General features: G+C 48.5%; 18 protein-coding genes. 8 read left to right on the top strand and 10 right to left on the bottom strand.

Translation table 11 applies throughout. The annotated features are described in order from the left end of the window. Positions 1–632 precede the first annotated feature (632 nt). Genes menB through CIK96_RS02900 form a run of 3 tightly spaced genes read left to right on the top strand, consistent with a single transcriptional unit; the run spans position 633 to position 3,457 of the window. Positions 633–1,454, top strand: a complete 822-nt coding sequence (gene menB / locus CIK96_RS02910; RefSeq protein ID WP_094390898.1) for a 1,4-dihydroxy-2-naphthoyl-CoA synthase — start codon at positions 633–635, stop codon at positions 1,452–1,454. A 6-nt stretch (positions 1,455–1,460) separates the two neighbouring features. Then, positions 1,461–2,477, top strand: a complete 1,017-nt coding sequence (gene menC / locus CIK96_RS02905) for an o-succinylbenzoate synthase (RefSeq protein ID WP_094434051.1) — start codon at positions 1,461–1,463, stop codon at positions 2,475–2,477. Continuing rightward, positions 2,468–3,457, top strand: coding sequence for an AMP-binding protein (locus CIK96_RS02900; protein WP_094439546.1), 990 nt, complete (start codon positions 2,468–2,470; stop codon positions 3,455–3,457). The genes menC and CIK96_RS02900 overlap by 10 nt, the downstream gene beginning before the upstream one ends. 154 nt (positions 3,458–3,611) lie before the next feature. Here the strand turns inward: CIK96_RS02900 and CIK96_RS02895 are convergent, their stop codons facing one another. Next, positions 3,612–4,655: a 3-dehydroquinate synthase family protein gene (locus tag CIK96_RS02895; protein ID WP_094390877.1), complete on the bottom strand. Its 1,044-nt coding sequence runs from the start codon at positions 4,653–4,655 to the stop codon at positions 3,612–3,614. 155 nt (positions 4,656–4,810) lie between these two features. Here CIK96_RS02895 and CIK96_RS02890 point away from each other — a divergent pair, with 155 nt between their 5' ends. Beyond that, positions 4,811–7,738, top strand: a complete 2,928-nt coding sequence (locus CIK96_RS02890; protein WP_094439538.1) for a TonB-dependent receptor — start codon at positions 4,811–4,813, stop codon at positions 7,736–7,738. An 86-nt stretch (positions 7,739–7,824) separates the two neighbouring features. On the opposite strand, the gene CIK96_RS02885 is transcribed toward CIK96_RS02890, so the two are convergent. The 5 genes from CIK96_RS02885 to nusB all read right to left on the bottom strand — a co-directional run bounded on the left by CIK96_RS02885 (position 7,825) and on the right by nusB (position 11,155). After that, positions 7,825–8,268: a DUF5606 domain-containing protein gene (locus tag CIK96_RS02885; protein WP_094390879.1), complete on the bottom strand. Its 444-nt coding sequence runs from the start codon at positions 8,266–8,268 to the stop codon at positions 7,825–7,827. Continuing rightward, on the bottom strand, positions 8,265–8,846 hold the full coding sequence (gene coaE / locus CIK96_RS02880) for a dephospho-CoA kinase (RefSeq protein ID WP_094439536.1): 582 nt from the start codon (positions 8,844–8,846) through the stop codon (positions 8,265–8,267). Before coaE ends, CIK96_RS02885 begins: the two co-directional genes overlap by 4 nt. Next, positions 8,843–9,766: a hypothetical protein gene (locus CIK96_RS02875; RefSeq protein ID WP_094439544.1), complete on the bottom strand. Its 924-nt coding sequence runs from the start codon at positions 9,764–9,766 to the stop codon at positions 8,843–8,845. The genes coaE and CIK96_RS02875 overlap by 4 nt, the downstream gene beginning before the upstream one ends. 88 nt (positions 9,767–9,854) lie before the next feature. Continuing rightward, the gene (yajC, locus tag CIK96_RS02870; RefSeq protein ID WP_094390881.1) at positions 9,855–10,184 is read right to left on the bottom strand and encodes a preprotein translocase subunit YajC; all 330 of its coding nucleotides are present in this window, start codon (positions 10,182–10,184) and stop codon (positions 9,855–9,857) included. Between the two features lie 17 nt (positions 10,185–10,201). Next, on the bottom strand, positions 10,202–11,155 hold the full coding sequence (nusB, locus tag CIK96_RS02865; RefSeq protein ID WP_094390882.1) for a transcription antitermination factor NusB: 954 nt from the start codon (positions 11,153–11,155) through the stop codon (positions 10,202–10,204). Between the two features lie 213 nt (positions 11,156–11,368). On the opposite strand from nusB, the gene CIK96_RS02860 reads away from it, so the two are divergent. From CIK96_RS02860 to CIK96_RS02845, 4 genes are read left to right on the top strand one after another with little or no spacing between them, the layout of a single operon-like run. Continuing rightward, positions 11,369–11,962, top strand: coding sequence for a 50S ribosomal protein L25/general stress protein Ctc (locus CIK96_RS02860; protein WP_094390883.1), 594 nt, complete (start codon positions 11,369–11,371; stop codon positions 11,960–11,962). Positions 11,963–11,978: 16 nt separating this feature from the next. Then, positions 11,979–12,566, top strand: a complete 588-nt coding sequence (pth, locus tag CIK96_RS02855) for an aminoacyl-tRNA hydrolase (protein ID WP_094390884.1) — start codon at positions 11,979–11,981, stop codon at positions 12,564–12,566. Then, a complete protein-coding gene (locus tag CIK96_RS02850; RefSeq protein ID WP_058322667.1) occupies positions 12,559–12,978 on the top strand; it encodes an RNA-binding S4 domain-containing protein in 420 nt (139 codons plus the stop codon). Before pth ends, CIK96_RS02850 begins: the two co-directional genes overlap by 8 nt. Before the next feature lie 27 nt (positions 12,979–13,005). Continuing rightward, positions 13,006–13,959 carry a calcium/sodium antiporter gene (locus CIK96_RS02845; protein ID WP_094439534.1) on the top strand — a complete coding sequence of 318 codons (954 nt, stop codon included), beginning with the start codon at positions 13,006–13,008 and terminating at the stop codon, positions 13,957–13,959. An 82-nt stretch (positions 13,960–14,041) separates the two neighbouring features. Here the strand turns inward: CIK96_RS02845 and CIK96_RS02840 are convergent, their stop codons facing one another. The 4 genes from CIK96_RS02840 to CIK96_RS02825 form a co-directional block, all read right to left on the bottom strand. After that, entirely contained in the window at positions 14,042–14,875 is an 834-nt protein-coding gene (locus tag CIK96_RS02840) for a TlpA disulfide reductase family protein (protein ID WP_094390886.1), read from the bottom strand. A 329-nt stretch (positions 14,876–15,204) separates the two neighbouring features. Further along, positions 15,205–15,960 (bottom strand): SDR family oxidoreductase, encoded by a 756-nt coding sequence (locus tag CIK96_RS02835; RefSeq protein WP_254047066.1) that lies wholly within the window; start codon positions 15,958–15,960, stop codon positions 15,205–15,207. Beyond that, positions 15,945–17,210 (bottom strand): S9 family peptidase, encoded by a 1,266-nt coding sequence (locus tag CIK96_RS02830; RefSeq protein ID WP_254047065.1) that lies wholly within the window; start codon positions 17,208–17,210, stop codon positions 15,945–15,947. The genes CIK96_RS02835 and CIK96_RS02830 overlap by 16 nt, the downstream gene beginning before the upstream one ends. Before the next feature lie 10 nt (positions 17,211–17,220). Then, positions 17,221–17,445, bottom strand: a complete 225-nt coding sequence (locus tag CIK96_RS02825) for a helicase associated domain-containing protein (RefSeq protein ID WP_094390887.1) — start codon at positions 17,443–17,445, stop codon at positions 17,221–17,223. Positions 17,446–17,612 lie beyond the last annotated feature (167 nt).

The following is a 17,612-nucleotide window of genomic DNA, read 5'->3' as shown; positions in this document are numbered from 1 at the left end:
TTACTGTATATATATAAATATATATATATATTATATATAAAAAATCGGCTCGAAAGTCAGAAACCGTTTATAAAAACTGTAAAACTGTAAAACTGTAAAACTGTAAAACGCAGTTGGCGCTCTAACACTATGGTTCATTTCTATTACAGCGTCTAACAGCATACCCATGATTTTATCACAGGTTCAAGCCAATAAACGTATAGCGCTCCACTTATCTGCCTTATATTCAGTAATATACAATAATCATCATATTTGACGATTTAAATTTAGGTTTTGTAACGCATTGATACACAGAGAAATGTAACAAGGTGACGGACATTTCCATCACAAGTTGGCGACAAGTGGAACAACCTATTGTTTTTTTTCGTACCTTTGCACCGAAGTCCAAGAGAGAATCACTCATCGCACTGAACATTCCGTCCGCACACAGACGAGGGCAACTCCTCAGTAAGTCACCAGTGAATCCGCATTAAATCCCAGAATCAGGCGGGCGACGATGGGAGAAAATGGGAGGAATATGGGAACTGAAAAGGAGAAACCGACGATGTGGGAATGAAGCGAAAAACGAAGGATGAAAACGAAGGATGAAAATGGAACTCCAAAATGATAATAAACGTGTAAAGAAACAGACTATGACAACAAGACAATGGAAACCCATCAGAGCGTTTGAAGAGATCCTCTTCGAAGAATACAACGGCATTGCCAAGATTACCATCAACAGACCACGGTACCGCAACGCCTTCACACCAAAGACCACCCTCGAACTGAGTCAGGCCTTCGCCATCTGTCGTGAACTGCAGCGCATCCGCGTCGTACTGCTCACCGGTGCCGGCGACAAAGCATTCTGTTCGGGAGGCGATATGCATGTGAAAGGCCGTGGAGGATATATTGACGAAGAAGGCGTGCCCAGACTGAGTGTCCTCGATGTGCAGATGCAGATACGCCGACTGCCCAAACCCGTTATTGCCATGGTCAACGGCTATGCTATCGGCGGCGGTCATGTGCTCCATCTGGTGTGCGACCTGACCATCGCATCGGAGAATGCCATCTTCGGTCAGACCGGTCCTAAGGTCGGATCCTTTGACGCCGGCTTCGGTGCATCCTACCTCGCACGAATGGTGGGACAGAAGAAGGCCCGCGAGATATGGTTTCTCTGTCGCCAGTATTCAGCACAGGAGGCAGAACGCATGGGCATGGTCAACAAGGTCGTGCCATTCGACCAACTGGAAGACGAGTGTGTGGCATGGGCAGAAGAGATGATGGAACGTTCACCCATTGCTTTGCGCATGATCAAAGCCGGACTCAATGCCGAACTCGACGGACAAGCCGGTATTCAGCAGTTGGCAGGCGATGCTACCATGCTCTACTACTTCCTCGATGAAGCACAAGAGGGTGGCAAGGCATTCTTGGAGAAGCGCAAACCTGATTTTGACAAATACCCTCAAATCCCCTGATCAGCAATGTATAAGATAGACTTGGAAGAGCGGGTGCTCCATTTCCGACAGCCTGCCGGAACATCACGAGGTATCTATACCGACCGTCGGTCGTGGTTTGTGACCGTCACCGATGGCAATCGTCAGGGCGTGGGAGAATGTGCTCCGCTACCCCAACTCAGTTGTGACGACCGTTCAGACTACGCCCAACTGTTGCGCCGCTTCTGCGACCAGATAGAACAGACGGGATGTTTCGACCCAGAACTCCTGCGCGACTATCCCTCGATGCTCTTCGGACTGGAAACCGCCATGCTCCATCTGCAAGCGGGTGACATCATCTTCGACACCCCATTCAGCAGGGGAGAAGAGGGAATCACCATCAACGGACTGGTATGGATGGGCAATTTCGAAGAGATGACCCAACGGCTCGACCAGAAACTCGACCAGGGATTCCACTGCGTGAAACTCAAGATTGGTGCCATCCGCTTTGAGGATGAACTCGAACTCGTGAAGCGCATACGCAACAGATACAGCCATCGGGAGGTGGAGCTGCGTGTCGATGCCAACGGAGCATTTGACTTTGAAGATGCACTCTACCGCATGGAACTCTTAGCGCAATATGCAATCCACTCCATCGAACAGCCCATTCGTGCCGGGCAGTGGAGCTTCATGGCAGAACTTTGTCGCAACTCACCATTGCCCATCGCACTCGATGAAGAACTCATCGGTGTGAACGACAGAGACCAAAAACGACAGATGCTCAACATCATCCGTCCCGCTTATATCGTATTGAAACCCTCATTGCATGGCGGTATGATGGGAGTAAGAGAGTGGGTAGAGACAGCTCGCGATATGGGAATAGGCAGTTGGATAACCTCAGCATTGGAGAGTAATGTCGGTCTTGACGCCATTGCCCAACTCACAGCCGATATCTATGGTTCTGCCATCCGCATGCCCCAAGGACTGGGCACCGGCCAACTCTTTACGGATAATATACCCATGCCGCTGACCATCAAGGATGACAAACTATGGCGATGCAGATAGAAGAGTTTTTGGAGGAATGGCACAACGACTGTGACACCCTGCTCGTACACACCAGTGGATCGACAGGGAAACCCAAACCCCTGTGGGTGGAGAAACGACGCATGGAAGCGTCGGCACGTATTACCTGCCGTTTCCTCGGACTGAAAGCAGGAGACACCGCATTGCTCTGTCTGCCACTCGACTATATAGCCGGCAAGATGATGGTGGTCAGGTCGCTGGTGAGTCAACTGCGGCTGACAACGGTAGAACCCAGCAGCCATCCTCTTGCCCTCTTGCCTCCATCACTACAGCAGATTGACTTTGCTGCCATGGTGCCCCTGCAGGTGTGCCAATCGCTGAAGAATGATGAGCAACGGCAACGGATCATGGATATTCGGCAACTGATTATCGGCGGTGGATCCATCGATGACCAATTGGCTGCACAGCTCCGAGACTTTCCACATGCCGTATGGAGCACCTACGGAATGACCGAGACGTTGTCGCATATCGCCCTCCGCCGGCTCAACGGACCGCAACGGTCGGAATGGTACAAACCCTTTGAAGGTGTCGGTCTGTCGGTTACCGCCGAAGGTTGTTTGACGATAGATGCTCCTGCCGTACATGAGGGGGTGCTCGTGACCAACGATATCGTGGAACTGCGTGCTGACGGATGTTTCCGTATTCTTGGCAGGCGCGATAATGTGATATGTTCGGGTGGCATCAAGATTCAGATGGAAGAGGTGGAGCGGTTGTTGCATGCTTATACCGATGTGCCGTTGATGATAACCCGTGCACCCCATCCGGTATTGGGGCAACAGGTGGTCATGCTGACGGAGAGTGATGACAGGGAAGGCCTTCGCAACATTTGTCGTAATCATCTGCCTCGCTATTGGCAACCACGAAGCATCTTCACCGTAGCACATCTGCCTCAGACTGCGACCGGCAAACCTGCACGTGCCGAAGCTGAACAAATGGCGGTTGCACACGGAATGCATGGATGACACTCAATAAGCACAGATCATCAATCAGAATATAAAAGGACTGAAAACATAAGGGGGACGTGTCCTCACGGATTCGTCCCTCTTTTCGGTTGTTAGTATTATAAATAGGTAGTAGAACGAAATGATGCCAAAGCATCATGATGGGTATATCGGTTCAGCACTCACGATAGAAATCGAGTGCCTCTTTGATTTCGTCTTCAGTAGCTGTTTGGTCGATGCGGATGTCGCCCACATGGCCCAAAAGCGTGAAGTTGATGGTGTTGCCCACATTCTTCTTGTCGTGGTGCATCAATTCTATCAGTCGAGGATAGTCGTCGCAGGTGATTGCCATCCGTCCGTAGTTCTCCTTGATGAATGCCACGGTCTGACGCATGATGTCGGTGGGAAATCCAGTCTTGACACAACAGAGATACAACTCCACAATCAGTCCGTATGCCACCGCATAGCCGTGAAGAATAGGCTGGCGCTCCAATGCCAACGATTCGAAAGCATGTCCTGCCGTATGTCCGAGGTTGAGTGCTTTGCGGATGCCGTGCTCAGTGGGATCTTCCGTCACGATGTGTTGCTTCACACTCACATTATCAGCCACCATCTCACTGGTGATGTGCGAGGTGACAGGGGCGAAACAAACCAACTGACTCCAGCGTTCTTTGGTGGAAATCAGTCCGTGTTTCAACATCTCCGCATAGCCAGAGAGAATATTCTCCCGATCCATGGTGTGCAGAAATTCAGTATCGAGGATGACACAACAGGCATTGTTGAATACACCGATTTCATTTTTCAATCCTCCGAAATTGATGCCCGTCTTGCCGCCAACACTGGCATCGACCATAGAGAGCAGGGTAGTGGGGATGTTGATATAAGCAATGCCGCGCTTGAATGTGGAAGCAGCAAACCCACCTAAATCGGTGACCATGCCACCACCCAGATTGACCATCAGCGAATGGCGTGTGGCACCAAGGCGTTGCATTTCGCTCCAAACAAAGGATAGGGTGTCGAGCGTCTTGTGAGTGTCGGTACAGCCGATGGTGATCAACTGTGCATCGTGCATCGACGGACATTGGCAGACCAGAGGCCAACATGCTTTGAGCGTTGTTTCATCAACAAGCACCAAAAGACGGTCGTGGCTACATGCCGCTACAGCTTCGTCGAGTGCTTTCCGAATGTTTTGTGATATGATAACCTTCTGTTGTTTCATTTCTGTCTGCAAAATTAGTATAAAATTTGCAATTTCGTCTATAAAAATTATAGATAATTGACGAAATGGGCATTTTTCCTGTTTTTTGGGTTAAACTCTTTGGCGATTTAAGCGTCAAAAACCCCAGATTGAACTTAAAACGTTACCTATAGAAAATGAAAAAGAGATTCCTAATGACCCTGATGACGTTGACCATTGCCATAATAGCCATGGCGCAGCGCTCCATTACGGGTAAAGTGATTGAAAACGACTCGCAGGATCCAGTGGCACAGACCACCGTACGCCTGTTGAAGACAGACAGTACGATGGTGAAAGGTGTGTTGACTGATTTGAATGGACAGTTCTCGCTGAAAGCACCAGCCACAGGCCGATATATTATTCAGGTGACCTGTGTGGGATTTAAAACCTATACCAAGCGCATCAATGTGACAGCCGACAATAATGTGGCTTTGGGCACTATTGCCCTTTCGCCCGATGCTATTATGCTGAAAGGAGCCACCGTTACCGGACATGCAGCCAAGGTGACTGTCAAGGCCGACACCTTTGTATATAATGCCTCAGCATACCGCACTCCAGAAGGATCGGTAGTGGAAGAACTCGTGCGTCGCCTCCCTGGTGCACAGGTTGACGACTCTGGTAAGATCACCATCAACGGCAAGGAGGTGAAAAAGATACTGATCGACGGTAAGGAGTTTATGACAGGTGACACCAAGACAGCCATGAAGAATCTGCCCACCTCTATTGTAGAACGTGTGCGGGCATACGATCAGAAGAGTGACCAGGCGCGTGTGACAGGTATTGATGATGGCGAAGAGGAAACCGTGCTCGACTTCGGTGTGAAGAAGGGCATGAACCACGGACAGATGCTCAACGTGAATCTCGGGGCTGGTACGAAAGACCGATACAGCAACCGTGCCTTTGGCGGTACGCAGAGCAAAGACCTTAAGGCCTTCGGTATGATGAGTGCTAACAATGTAAACGATATGGGATTCCCCGGCGGTGGCGGTGGACGCTTCGGCGGTGGACGACAGGGACTGACAGCTACCAAGATGGTGGGCTTCAACCTCAACTATGAGATTCCCGATAAGCTGATTCTCGACGGTAGTGTGCGCTGGAACCACAGCGACGGTGATACCTATGTGTTGAAATCAACCGAAAACTTCCTAAGCGGAACAGCCTCTACCTTTGGCAACAGCCGTAACCAGAACTATACACGATCCAACAACTGGGATGTACGCATGCGTTTGGAATGGACTCCCGACAGCATGACCAATATCATGTTTCGTCCGCACTTCACCTATGGTTCCAACGACGGACTCAGCAAAGGTTATTCGCTGACCTTTGATGACGACCCCTATACCTATGGCAACGACCCCCTCAACAATGATGAACTGGTGGAAGCCATGCGCAACGACGGACTCGTCAAAAACCGTAACAACGACAACTCGCTCAGTTATAGCGACTCGAAAAATGCTGGTGCAAAATTGCAGATGAACCGCAAGTTGAATGCCAACGGCCGCAACGTGACCTTGACCCTGGGCGCTAACTATGGTGACGGCATGAGCAAATCGTTTACCAACAGTATGGTGGAGTATTTCCAACTGCTTAATAGTGCGGGTAGCGACTCAACCTATCAAGCCAACAGATACGCCGTGACTCCCACTACCAACTGGAACTACAGTATCAAGGCCCTCTACAGCGAACCTATCCTGCCCAAAACTTATTTACAGTTCAGTTACCAGTATCAGTATAAATACTCGAAGAGCGACCGTGGTACTTACGACCTCAGCAATATCAACGCCAACTTCTTTGATGTCGATGCAGACTACCGCCAGTGGGACAGTTACCTCTCGTTCCTGGGCAATGCCTCGCTCGACAACTATCGCGACAATAAGCTCAGCCGTTATTCGGAATATAAAAACTACATCCACACAGCCGATGTCATGTTGCGCGTGATAAAAAAAGACTATAATTTCAATGTGGGTGTGCAGGTAGTGCCACAGAAGTCACACTTCGTGCAGGACTATCAGAGCGTACATACTGATACCACCCGTACGGTGACCAATGTTACCCCGACAGCCGATTTCCGTTGGAAGATTTCGAAGTTGAGTCAGTTGCGCTTCACCTACCGCGGAAATACCAGTCAGCCTTCAATGACCGATCTGCTCGATATTACCGATGACAGCAATCCACTCAACGTCAAGAAGGGTAACCCAGGACTGAAACCATCGTTCACCCAAAATTTCCGTCTCTTCTACAACAACTATATCCAGAATCATCAGCGTAGCATTATGGCGCATCTGATGTTTTCAACTACCGACAACTCCATCTCCAATATGGTGACCTACGATAAGACAACCGGTGGAAAAACCACACGGCCTGAGAATATCAACGGCAACTGGAATGCCTTCGGTATGTTTATGTTCAATACCGCAATCGATACTGCTGCCTATTTCAATGTGAACACCTTCACGACGGTGAACTACAGCAACAGTGTAGGATATGTCAGTGTGGATAAGGCAGACTCGCAGAAGTCAACCACTCGCACTACGAATCTCAGCGAACGCATTGCTGCCAGCTACCGCAACGATTGGTTGGAATTTGAACTCAACGGTTCACTCAGTTATATGCACGCTCGCAGTAAACTGCAGGCCAACAACAACCTCGACACATGGACCTTCTCCTATGGTGCCAGTTTGATGCTGACCGCACCATGGGGTACGCAACTGTCGTCAGGACTCAATATGAACAGTCGTCGTGGTTTCAGCGACTCGTCGATGAATACCAACGAACTGATATGGAATGCACAACTCTCGCAGTCGTTCCTCCGTGGCAACGCACTCACCGTGTCACTCCAGCTCTACGACATCCTTCATCAGCAATCCACCTTCAGCCGCACGGTCAACGCCATGCAGCGTGCTGATACGGAATACAACGCCATTACCAACTATGCCATGCTGACCGCATCATACAGGCTGAATATCTTCGGAGGCAAGTCGAGCATGCGCGGTCCACATGATAACCGTCGAGGCATGCGCGGTCCTGGCTTTGGTGGAGGTTTCGGCGGTCCTCGCAGATTCTAACATCAACTGTTTTCAACAATACATGAAAAGGTGCAGGCCATTATTATTGGTCTGCACCTTTCTTATGGGGGATATTGACGACAGGATTATTCTGCTTTGCGGTCGTCGATATTGTCGCCCTCTGTGGGAGCCATCTCCTCTTCAAAGTCGGTAACACCAGCTTTTACAAGGATGTTGTACCACTGAATGAGCTTTTTGATGTCGCTGTTGTGAACGCGGTCGCGATCCCATTCAGGCAACACCTTGGTGAAATACTCATGGAGTTCGGCAGGACTTGCCTTCTTGTAGTTGAGGCTTGACTCCTTGCCACCTTCCAAATCACGCAGTGAGGCGAGGATGGTCATCAAGGGCACATCGTCTGTTTCGGTAAACATGGCGATGTCGGCCAGTGATGTGATACGGTCGTTGCCGAAAGCAGGCATGCGCTTATGTGTCGCATCAAGTGCCTCAACGATGAGGCTGTTGTTGCCGCGTGACACGAGTTTGTAAAGTCCCGGTTTGCCCGAGATGGCTAAAATAGTCTGTTTCATGATTTGTATGCTAATTGTTTGATAATTGTTTCTATTTGTGGTTCGAGGGGCTGTATGCCGTCGTTGACAATCTCGAAGTCAGACAGTTGCCGCACTTTTTCCTGAGACCATTGGCGTTGCATCCACTGCATCACCTTCTCCCTGCTGATGTGGTCGCGTGACATGACTCGGTTGATGCGCACCTCATCGGGAGCACTCACCATGACAACCTTATCGACCAAGCGGTTGATGCCTGATTCGAAGAGGATGGCACTCTCCATCCACTGGATGCCGCTCTCCTCGAAATCGCGGAATACGGCAGGATGGACGATGTCGTTGATGGCTTGCGCATGGGTATCGCTCTGCAAGAGGAAACGCGTCACGGCAGCCTTGTTGAGCGTGTGTTCGTTTTTGTCGGTCTGACAGAGAAAAGCATCGGGGCCGATGAGTTGGCAGAGTCCTTTATATATAATAGGTGAGGTGCGAATGAGGCGTTTGGCAGCCTCGTCGCAGTCGTAAACCTCGATGCCACGCTGTTTGAGCAGGCGACACACGTAACTCTTACCTGTTCCGATTCCTCCTGTGATACCTATCTTCATTCTTCTTCGATGAGATAATCCACCTGTTTCATTTCGAGAGTGGCGCGACTGATGCCATGAGGCACATTGCGCAGGTAGATGTTACACTTGTCAGACGGATGCTGCATGATTTCCTGGTAGTCTGCCACAACGGTGAAGTCCTCTGGGCGCAACGACCTGAACTGGTTGACACCCGTGATGAAGTTCACCTTGACCTTTTGCGGGAAGGTGCGCAACACTTTACCCTTCGGCATGTTGATGGCTTGAATGGTTACACCATCGATACTCTCTTCGGTGAGAACATCGGTAAAGAATCCGATGCGCACATATTCAGGTACAACCTTCACATCTTTAATATGTGCCAACCGGCAGTCAACCATCAAAGTGTCGCGGAATCCTGCATAGTTGAGCGGCTCGGTGAACATGGCACGAATGCTGTCGAGTTTCTCGCTTGAGGCATAAACGTCAACACTGTCGGGCCAATATTGCACATGTGAGATGAAATAAAGCTGTTCTGGGATGACACGGCCAGCCCATCTTACCGGTACACGCTTGCGCTCACCGTTGTTATAACTGAAATCCACCCTGTCGGGCTTCATGCTGATAATAGAGGTGGACGATTCCAGTTGTAGTTCGATGAGGCGTCTGAGTTCACTGCTGCTAACCGCTCCTTTTCCTTGCCCTCGGTCATAGGTCTTGAAGGGAATATTGACCATTGTGGTGTGGTTGTAAAGATAGCCCATGATGACCCAACCCTTGTCGCGTAAGGTGACGCGGATGGTATCTGTCTCAGACGAGGTGAGTACGGCATTGCGAGGGACTCCCTTGATGCGTATGAGAACCTTCACTTCCTGTTCGTAGGTCTCATTGAGAGTGAGAATAAGCCAGAAAGCTCCCGATAGAAAAAGAAAAAACAGAAACACCAGAAGTTGCTTGCTCATGGTGCTGAACAAGAAACGTCTGGTGATCCGTGTCAGGTGTTGTGGATTCAAAATGCTGACTTAATAGTCGCGGCATGAATGCCGGATGTTATTTTTGAGCGGTCTGCATGGTAGCAGCCACATTGTCATATACAAAGTTTTTATCAACTTTGATAACTACACCATGGGCAATCTCCACTTCGATGATGCCTGTTGCCAGGTCAACGCGCTTCACTTTGCCATAGATGCCACCGCCGGTTACAACTTCTTGACCTTCGGCCAGAGAGTTCTGAAACTGCTGAATCTTCTTGCGTTGCTTCTGCTGAGGGCGAATCATGAAGAAATACATGATGGCAAAGATAGCCACCATCATAATGATAAAACTCATGCTGCCACCCTGGGCACCACCGGCTTGTGCGGCGAGGATAATCTGTGTCATAGTCGTTAATATTGTTTTTATTGTGTAATCTTATCGTTTCTGTCGTCAATGCGCTTGAGCAAACGTCCTGTTTCAATGAGATGATGGGCAATGTTGTCGAGCATACCATTGATGTAACTGCCACTGCGTGGGGTAGAGTAGGCCTTGGCAATCTCTACAAACTCGTTGATGGTAACGTTGATGGGAATGCTGGGGAAGGATAGCATCTCTGCAATGGCCACCTGCATGATGATGATGTCCATATAGGCCAGACGGGAGAAGTCCCAGTTGATGGAAGCTTCGCTCATGAGATGCTGATATTCATCGGCATTGAGGATGGCATAGCGGAACAGCTTGCGTGCATAGTCCTTGTCTTCCTCGCTGTCGTATTCTGGCAGCAACTCCTGACTGGCTTTCTTCTTTTCGTCGAAACGCTTGATGGTCTTCAGTACGAAGGTGTCAACGATGTCCTTGTCGTCGTTCCAGTAAAGACTCTCTTCTTCAAGCAGGGCGTCAAGGTCGTCATTATTCTGAATAAACGTACGATAAATCTTACGCCATACCTCGCGGTCAGCAGCGTAATCGTCTTGCTCGTCAGCCATATAATCGTGGTAAATCTGACTTTCCGTAATCTGAAGATACAACTTTTTAAGAAATTCGGGATTGTCGTTCCACGATTTCTTCTGTGTTTCCATCAGCTCGTTGAGCATCTTGTTCTCTTCAAGCTGCAGTGCAAAACGGTTGTAAGCGAACTTCTGTGATGGCATTTCTGTGCCTTCGCGCTGTGCCCTCGCCTGGGCAACCTCCAAATGTCTGCGCGACTCTTTTGTAATGCCAACAATGAGCGCCAGCAGATAGGCATACATATCGTAGGCCTTGGAGAGGCTGAAAAGAAGTTCCTTCTCTGCCGATTCAATGTTCTTGCTGCCGTTTTGATAATAGGCATAGGTTAACTGAACGGTCTTGATTCTTATTAATTCCCGATTAATCATAAATCTGTTGAAAATAATTATTTTGATACTCTTATCAAGTGCAAAAATACAAAGAAATCCATTCTCGTGCAAGAAAAGCGATGAAATAATGTAAAAAAGTAGTGGATGTTATGGGCATTTCACAAATTTTTCGTACCTTTGCACCGCTTTTTCGCTTCGTGTGATGGTGAATTAAGCAAAAACAACTTAATTTAGAGTAACACATTTATTATTATGAAAGAAATCAACGTAAACGGTCAGAAGCGCACCGATTTGGGCAAAAAAGCCTCTAAACAGCTTCGCAAAGAAGGACTCGTACCCTGTAATTTGTATGGTGAGAAGAAAGATGAGAACGGACTTCCCGTAGCATTCTCATTTGTAGCTTCTATGGCAGAACTCCGCAAGGTAGTTTATACTCCTCATGTATATGTAGTAGTGCTGAACATCGACGGTGAAGAGCACAAGGCTATCATCAAGGAGCTTCAGTTCCACCCAACAACCGATGCTCTGCTTCACGCAGACTTCTACGAGGTGAACGACACCAAGAACATCACTGTAGGTATTCCCGTTAAGCTCAACGGTCTGGCCCAGGGTGTGCGCGATGGTGGTAAGCTTCAGCTCCAGATCCGCAAGATCAACGTTACCGCTCCTTATCAGCAGATTCCTGAAATTCTGAACATCGATGTTACAAACCTCGAGCTCGGTAAGAGCATCAAGGTGGCTGCCCTCAGCTTCGAAGGTCTTGAGATCGCCACTCCAAAAGAGGTTATCGTTTGCTCTGTTAAGGCTACCCGTGCTTCTCGCTCGGCTGCTGCCACTGCGGAATAATCTGACTGCATAGAGCATGGACAAATACTTGATTGTCGGTTTGGGCAATGTCGGTAGTGAATACGATATGACCCGCCACAATACTGGATTTATGGTATTGGACGCTTTTGCTAAAGCGTCCAATATTGTTTTTGAGGACAAGCGTTATGGGTATGTGGCAGAGGTTTCTATCAAAGGCCGTAAGGTATTTCTGCTGAAACCTACCACTTATATGAATCTTAGCGGTAATGCCGTGCGCTATTGGCTCAACAAAGAGAATATCGACCAGAGCCGTTTGCTCGTCATCAGCGACGATGTTGCTCTGCCACTTGGACATTTCCGACTGAAAGCCAATGGTTCTAATGGCGGACATAACGGATTGGGACATATCCAGCAACTCATCGGACAGCAGTATGCCCGTTTGCGCATGGGAATCGGCAACGATTATCCGCAAGGCATGCAGGTGGATTATGTGTTAGGACGCTATAGTGACGACGATATGAAGACGCTTCAGCCGGCTCTTGACCTTGGTGTGGAGATTATCCGCAGCTTTGTGTTGGCGGGTATTGACATCACCATGAACCAGTATAACAAGCTGGGGAAAGGAGTGAAGCAGAATGGCTGAACTGGCACGTATAGACAAATGGCTGTGGGCTGCACGAATCTTCAAGACACGCAGCATTGCCGCTGACGCCATCAAGAATGGTCGTGTCACTATCGGTGGTGTCAACGTGAAGCCTTCACGTATGGTGAAGGTTGGTGAGACGGTAAGTGTGCGTAAGCCTCCCGTCACCTATTCTTTCAAGGTTCTCAAAACCATTGAGCAGCGTGTCGGTGCCAAACTCTTGCCTGAGATTTATGAGAATGTGACAACTCCCGATCAGTATGAACTGCTGGAGATGAACCGCATCAGCGGTTTTGTGGATCGTGCCCGTGGCACAGGTCGTCCTACGAAGAAGGAACGTCGTGCGCTCGATGATTTTATCGGACCGTCGCTTGAGGGCTTCGATGATTTCGATTGGGATGACGAAGAATAGTCTTTTAGAGATCAAGAAATAGTTTTTATGATACTCGACATCATTATCGTGATTATCGGCATTTCTGTTGTATTGGCAGGAGCAGACCGACTGACAGAAGGTGCTTCGGCATTAGCCCGTCGGCTGCATGTTTCAGAAATTGTCATTGGTCTGACCATTGTGGCTGCTGGTACGTCGGCACCCGAACTCTTTGTCAGTCTGGTATCGGCATTGAAGGACACCCCCGATTTGGCGGTGGGTAATGTGGTCGGTTCGAATATTATGAATGCGATGCTTATTGTGGGCTGTGCCGCCATGGTAGCCCCGATGGTCATCAGCCGTTCTACGGTACATAAAGACATCCCGTTTGCCGTAATTGCATCGGTACTATTGGTGTTGGCATGTATTGACGGGCAACTGTCGTGGACCATCACCGGACACACTATCGGTCGCTTGGATGGTGTGATGTTGCTGGTGGGCTATGTCCTATTCATGTATTATACGTTGAAGCATGCCAAAGCCGATGATTCGGAAACAGCACAGGTGAAGGCGCAATCGGTATGGTTGAGCATCATCTATGTGCTGGTCGGTTTGGCAGCCTTGGTATTCGGTAGTGATTGGTTTGTCGGTGCCGCATCGCGTATTGCCACTTCGTTGGGAGTAGGTGAGAGTGTCATCGGACTGACGATTGTGGCTGGCGGTACTTCGTTGCCCGAACTGGCAACGAGTGTAGTGGCAGCCCGTAAAGGCCGTTCTGCCATGGCGATCGGAAATGTTATTGGCAGTAATGTGTTCAATGTACTGATGATACTTGGTGTGACAGCTCTTATCTGTCCGATGCAGATTAACGGTATCACGATGATAGATCTGCTGATGACCTTGGTATCGGTCGCTCTGGTATGGTTTTTTGCGCGTACCCGATATACGGTGGCACGCTGGGAAGGTGGTGTGCTTACCGCAGGCTTCCTTGGTTATATGGCTTGGTTGTTGAGTCAGGCATAGCCAGCATTGCGATATAAAGAAATATGGGCTTTGCAGCAGGTTTGTTTGCTGTAAAGCCCATATTATATTTATAAGCGGTAGTTTATTCTCCGTAGATTTCCTTGAGTTTCTCGCCAACCTTCTCACCGCGAAGATCCATGGCAACGATGATGCCGTTGGGGTCAACCAGTATGTTAGAAGGGATGCTTGCTACACCATAAACCTCACTTGCAGCACACTTCCAACCTTTGAGGTCGCTGATCTGTGGCCATTTCATACCGAGTTTCTGAATGCCTTCCACCCAAGCCTCTTTCTTTTGGTCGAAGGAAACACCCACAATCTCAAATCCTTTGTCGTGGTATTTCTCATAGTTGGCAACCAGATTAGGCATTTCCTGTCGGCAGGGACCGCACCATGAAGCCCAGAAATCCACTAATACATACTGACCTTTTCCTACCCATTGGCTCAATGGAGCATAGCGGTCGTCTGTGTCGTTCATCTGCAGATCAGTAAATTTCTTGCCAGGTGCTCTTTTCTCCATACCCGCCAAGAGTTTCTTGGGACGGTCGAGTTCCGGGCAGTTGTAGTAGGCAGCAGTAGGATCGAGAATACTCTTCAACTCATTATAGTCGAAGTCGTACATGGCGCTGAGGATGTATTTGGCAGGAATCGTATTGTTTTTATTGTCGCGGATGATGGTACGTACCAGTTTGAGTTGTACTCCGCTGAGTGAGTCCATCTGGTTTGACAACTGTACGATGCGTGCTTTAGTCTCCGGCAGTTCCCCTTTAGGGTCTTTCTCGCGTAGTGCACGATACTCTTTCATTACTTGTTCACCCTGTGCATCGATGGCATCCATCTGCACTTTATACACATCTTCCTGTGCGTATGCGCCCAGTGATATGGCCATTAGGGCCAAAGTTAAAATTTTCTTCATATTGTTTTTGTTTTACCGCTACAAAGATAGTGCAAACCGAGTGAAATACAAAGAAAAACCTTGTTTTTCTTTTATTTCCGAGGTGCCGCCTATCTTCAGCAAGCTTATCTCTGCTCATTTGGCTTAACGAAAACGTTGGATTTTTCCTTCGTTTTCTCGCCATGGCAGAATTAAAGCGAGCTTTATTCTGCTCATTTGGCTTAACGAAAACGTTGGATTTCTCCTTCGTTTTCTCGCCATGACAGAATTAAAGCGAGCTTTATTCTGCTCATTTGGCTTAACGAAAACGTTGTTTTTTTTTCTATAGAGAAAAATGGTTGTTTTGGCACTTACCCAATCTTCATGCGAGTCCAAAGCCAATGGGGAATGAGGCGCCAAAAGAATACAAGGATGGCATAACGCCAGTCGATAACTTTGATAGCCTTTCCCCTTTCTATCGCATCGACAATGGCTTTTGCCACCCGATGGGCATCAAGCTGTAGGGGATAATGATTGCCAGCAATGAGGTCGGTCTTTACAAAACCCGGTCGGATGTCTGTGAACAGGATAGGCAGATGACGCATTCGCGCCTGTTGGGAGAGACATTCTATATAATGGTTTTGGAAACGCTTGGTAGAAGAATAGGCAGGGGCGGCTCCCAGTCCTTTGGTTCCTGCTATCGAGGTGATACAGGCGATGTGTCCTTTCTTATGGTTTCCTGCCATCCACCGGTAGGCAGTAGCTACCATCCGCACAAAGCCCATACCATTGGTGGCTACGGTTTGCAGCTCCTTGTCAATATCGAGCGTGGTGTTCTGCCAACCGATACCCGAACTGTGGAAATAGAGATCCATGCCTCCCATCTCGCTGATCATCTCCTCCAGAAGGTCAGAGGCATCATCCTTGGTAATATCTATCTGTCGGAGACAAGCGATGCGACCTTCTGGCGCCTGACGTTGCACCTCTCTTAAAAGGTCTGTGCGCCGACCGGCAATGCCTACCAGCCATCCTTTTTCTGCCAGTTGTAAAGCCACTTCGCGTCCGATACCGGAGGTGGCTCCTATCACAATAGCTTTTTTATTCATACGCTCTACCAGTTGACCCATCGTTTCACATCGTATTTCTGTTGATAGTCTGCCGGCGCAATACGTATTGTGGTAGGTGTGTCGCTCTTGCCCAAGAGGAAACGTTCTATGAAGGCAACGACTTCCGGATATTGTGATTCGGGCAATTGGCAATGGTCATGTCCCGGTACGATGGAATAACCGATGCGGTCGGCAATACCGAAACGCTGCCAAACCTTGATGGCAGCTTCTGCAGAAACATACATGGAAGGATCAGCCAGCCATTCGTAGTCAGGATTGCCTAAAAGTAATACGGCACGTGGGCAGCACAGGGCAATGAGTTCGTGGTGGTCGTGAGGCAACAGATCTACACGTTCTTCAGCGAATGTTGTCTTCATTGATTCCAAAAACCAGTTGTAGTCTGTACGGTCGAGTGTTTCCACCTTACCTATGGTGCGCGATACACGCCATGACGCAGCACCTCCGCCTCCGGGTTCTTGTGCGATGATCAATGCCACGCGTTCGTCCATGGCTCCACAGAACAGCGCCATTTTTCCAGCATACGAGCATCCTGTCACTCCGATATGCTTCATGTCGATGTGTGTTTGTTCTGGACCGAGTTTCTGTAGTCCGTCAAGCAGTCGGCTGAATCCCCATGCCCATTCACTATAGGCCCCATTGGCTGTTAGCGAAGGATAGAGTCGGTCGAATTGATACAGACCGCGCCTGTCGTGCTTCCCCCATTGGGTGTAGTTGTTCACCTGACTCTCTCTGAAGGTCATCAAGGCGATATTGCGCGCTGTGAAGAGTTGTGCAGGAATAGAGTTGCGACTGGCTCCGATGATGAGCGGATAGGGTGCTTTACCACCTTTGGGATAAGTAATGACGGACGAGAGAGTCAGGGTCTGTCCGTCCACGTGTACATCGACGATAAGGGTGTCGCCGTTCATGCGGGCATCAATATCGTCCATGCTTACCGCAGGCTTCATGCCGATTTCATATTTCTGAATACTTGCCAACAGTTCTGCACGTCTCTGTGCCCATTGTCCGTAGCGTTTCACCTCTTTCTTTCCGTTGTCCATCAGAAAAGGATTGGGTAACAAGGGTTGTGCTGTCAATGTACGCTCTTTATAGTATGCTTTCTGCATAAGTGAGAGATGCTGGTTTTCGTGGGCAAAGACCAGAGGCGGATTCTTCTTTTGAGCAAGGGCCTGTAGTGAAATAATGATGCTTAATGCCATGCCTATGGCGATAATCATAGGTAAGTGATGGCTTCTGTTTGTTTTCATCATCGTCAATATATTAATGTAGTTCGTGTATCGTCCGCATTTTACTGAGTTCTATCAGCTTTTCTGCATGACTATTATTGAGCGTTCCTTGGTTATATTTCTTTCGATTGTATTTCCACCAGTTCAAGATGTTGGCATACTCCTTGTTGCTTTTGGCGGGCATCTGATGATGCTCCATGACATAAGCTACTGCCAATTGATACATGGCATCCCATGATTCTTCTCTGTTTCTTGCCATAATATTTTATAGTTTTCTGCAAAGATACAAATACATATAAACAATACTCTGTTAATTCTAACGTAATCGTTTGAAAATGAAGGAGTTAATTAACGTAATATAACTAATAAAATTTGGTTAAGTGGCTGATTATCAGTAACTTTATAGTGATCAAAGCTTAAAGTAAC

The organism is Prevotella sp. P4-98, assembly GCF_002251405.1.
GTDB lineage: Bacteria > Bacteroidota > Bacteroidia > Bacteroidales > Bacteroidaceae > Prevotella.
The sequence above is the reverse complement of the archived record's forward strand: the minus strand, read 5'-3'. Positions and strand labels throughout refer to the sequence as shown.

Excerpts from the sequence above, each read along its gene's own strand:
- CIK96_RS02825 (WP_094390887.1), bottom strand. The coding sequence starts at position 17,445 with ATGGCAAGAAACAGAGAAGAATCATGGGATGCCATGTATCAATTGGCA.
- CIK96_RS02875 (WP_094439544.1), bottom strand. The coding sequence starts at position 9,766 with ATGAGCAAGCAACTTCTGGTGTTTCTGTTTTTTCTTTTTCTATCGGGA.
- yajC (WP_094390881.1), bottom strand. The coding sequence starts at position 10,184 with ATGACACAGATTATCCTCGCCGCACAAGCCGGTGGTGCCCAGGGTGGC.
- CIK96_RS02860 (WP_094390883.1), top strand. The coding sequence starts at position 11,369 with ATGAAAGAAATCAACGTAAACGGTCAGAAGCGCACCGATTTGGGCAAA.
- CIK96_RS02900 (WP_094439546.1), top strand. The coding sequence starts at position 2,468 with ATGCAGATAGAAGAGTTTTTGGAGGAATGGCACAACGACTGTGACACC.
- pth (WP_094390884.1), top strand. The coding sequence starts at position 11,979 with ATGGACAAATACTTGATTGTCGGTTTGGGCAATGTCGGTAGTGAATAC.
- CIK96_RS02890 (WP_094439538.1), top strand. The coding sequence starts at position 4,811 with ATGAAAAAGAGATTCCTAATGACCCTGATGACGTTGACCATTGCCATA.
- nusB (WP_094390882.1), bottom strand. The coding sequence starts at position 11,155 with ATGATTAATCGGGAATTAATAAGAATCAAGACCGTTCAGTTAACCTAT.
- menB (WP_094390898.1), top strand. The coding sequence starts at position 633 with ATGACAACAAGACAATGGAAACCCATCAGAGCGTTTGAAGAGATCCTC.
- CIK96_RS02840 (WP_094390886.1), bottom strand. The coding sequence starts at position 14,875 with ATGAAGAAAATTTTAACTTTGGCCCTAATGGCCATATCACTGGGCGCA.
- CIK96_RS02830 (WP_254047065.1), bottom strand. The coding sequence starts at position 17,210 with ATGATGAAAACAAACAGAAGCCATCACTTACCTATGATTATCGCCATA.
- coaE (WP_094439536.1), bottom strand. The coding sequence starts at position 8,846 with ATGAAGATAGGTATCACAGGAGGAATCGGAACAGGTAAGAGTTACGTG.
- CIK96_RS02895 (WP_094390877.1), bottom strand. The coding sequence starts at position 4,655 with ATGAAACAACAGAAGGTTATCATATCACAAAACATTCGGAAAGCACTC.
- CIK96_RS02835 (WP_254047066.1), bottom strand. The coding sequence starts at position 15,960 with ATGGGTCAACTGGTAGAGCGTATGAATAAAAAAGCTATTGTGATAGGA.
- CIK96_RS02845 (WP_094439534.1), top strand. The coding sequence starts at position 13,006 with ATGATACTCGACATCATTATCGTGATTATCGGCATTTCTGTTGTATTG.
- CIK96_RS02850 (WP_058322667.1), top strand. The coding sequence starts at position 12,559 with ATGGCTGAACTGGCACGTATAGACAAATGGCTGTGGGCTGCACGAATC.
- menC (WP_094434051.1), top strand. The coding sequence starts at position 1,461 with ATGTATAAGATAGACTTGGAAGAGCGGGTGCTCCATTTCCGACAGCCT.
- CIK96_RS02885 (WP_094390879.1), bottom strand. The coding sequence starts at position 8,268 with ATGAAACAGACTATTTTAGCCATCTCGGGCAAACCGGGACTTTACAAA.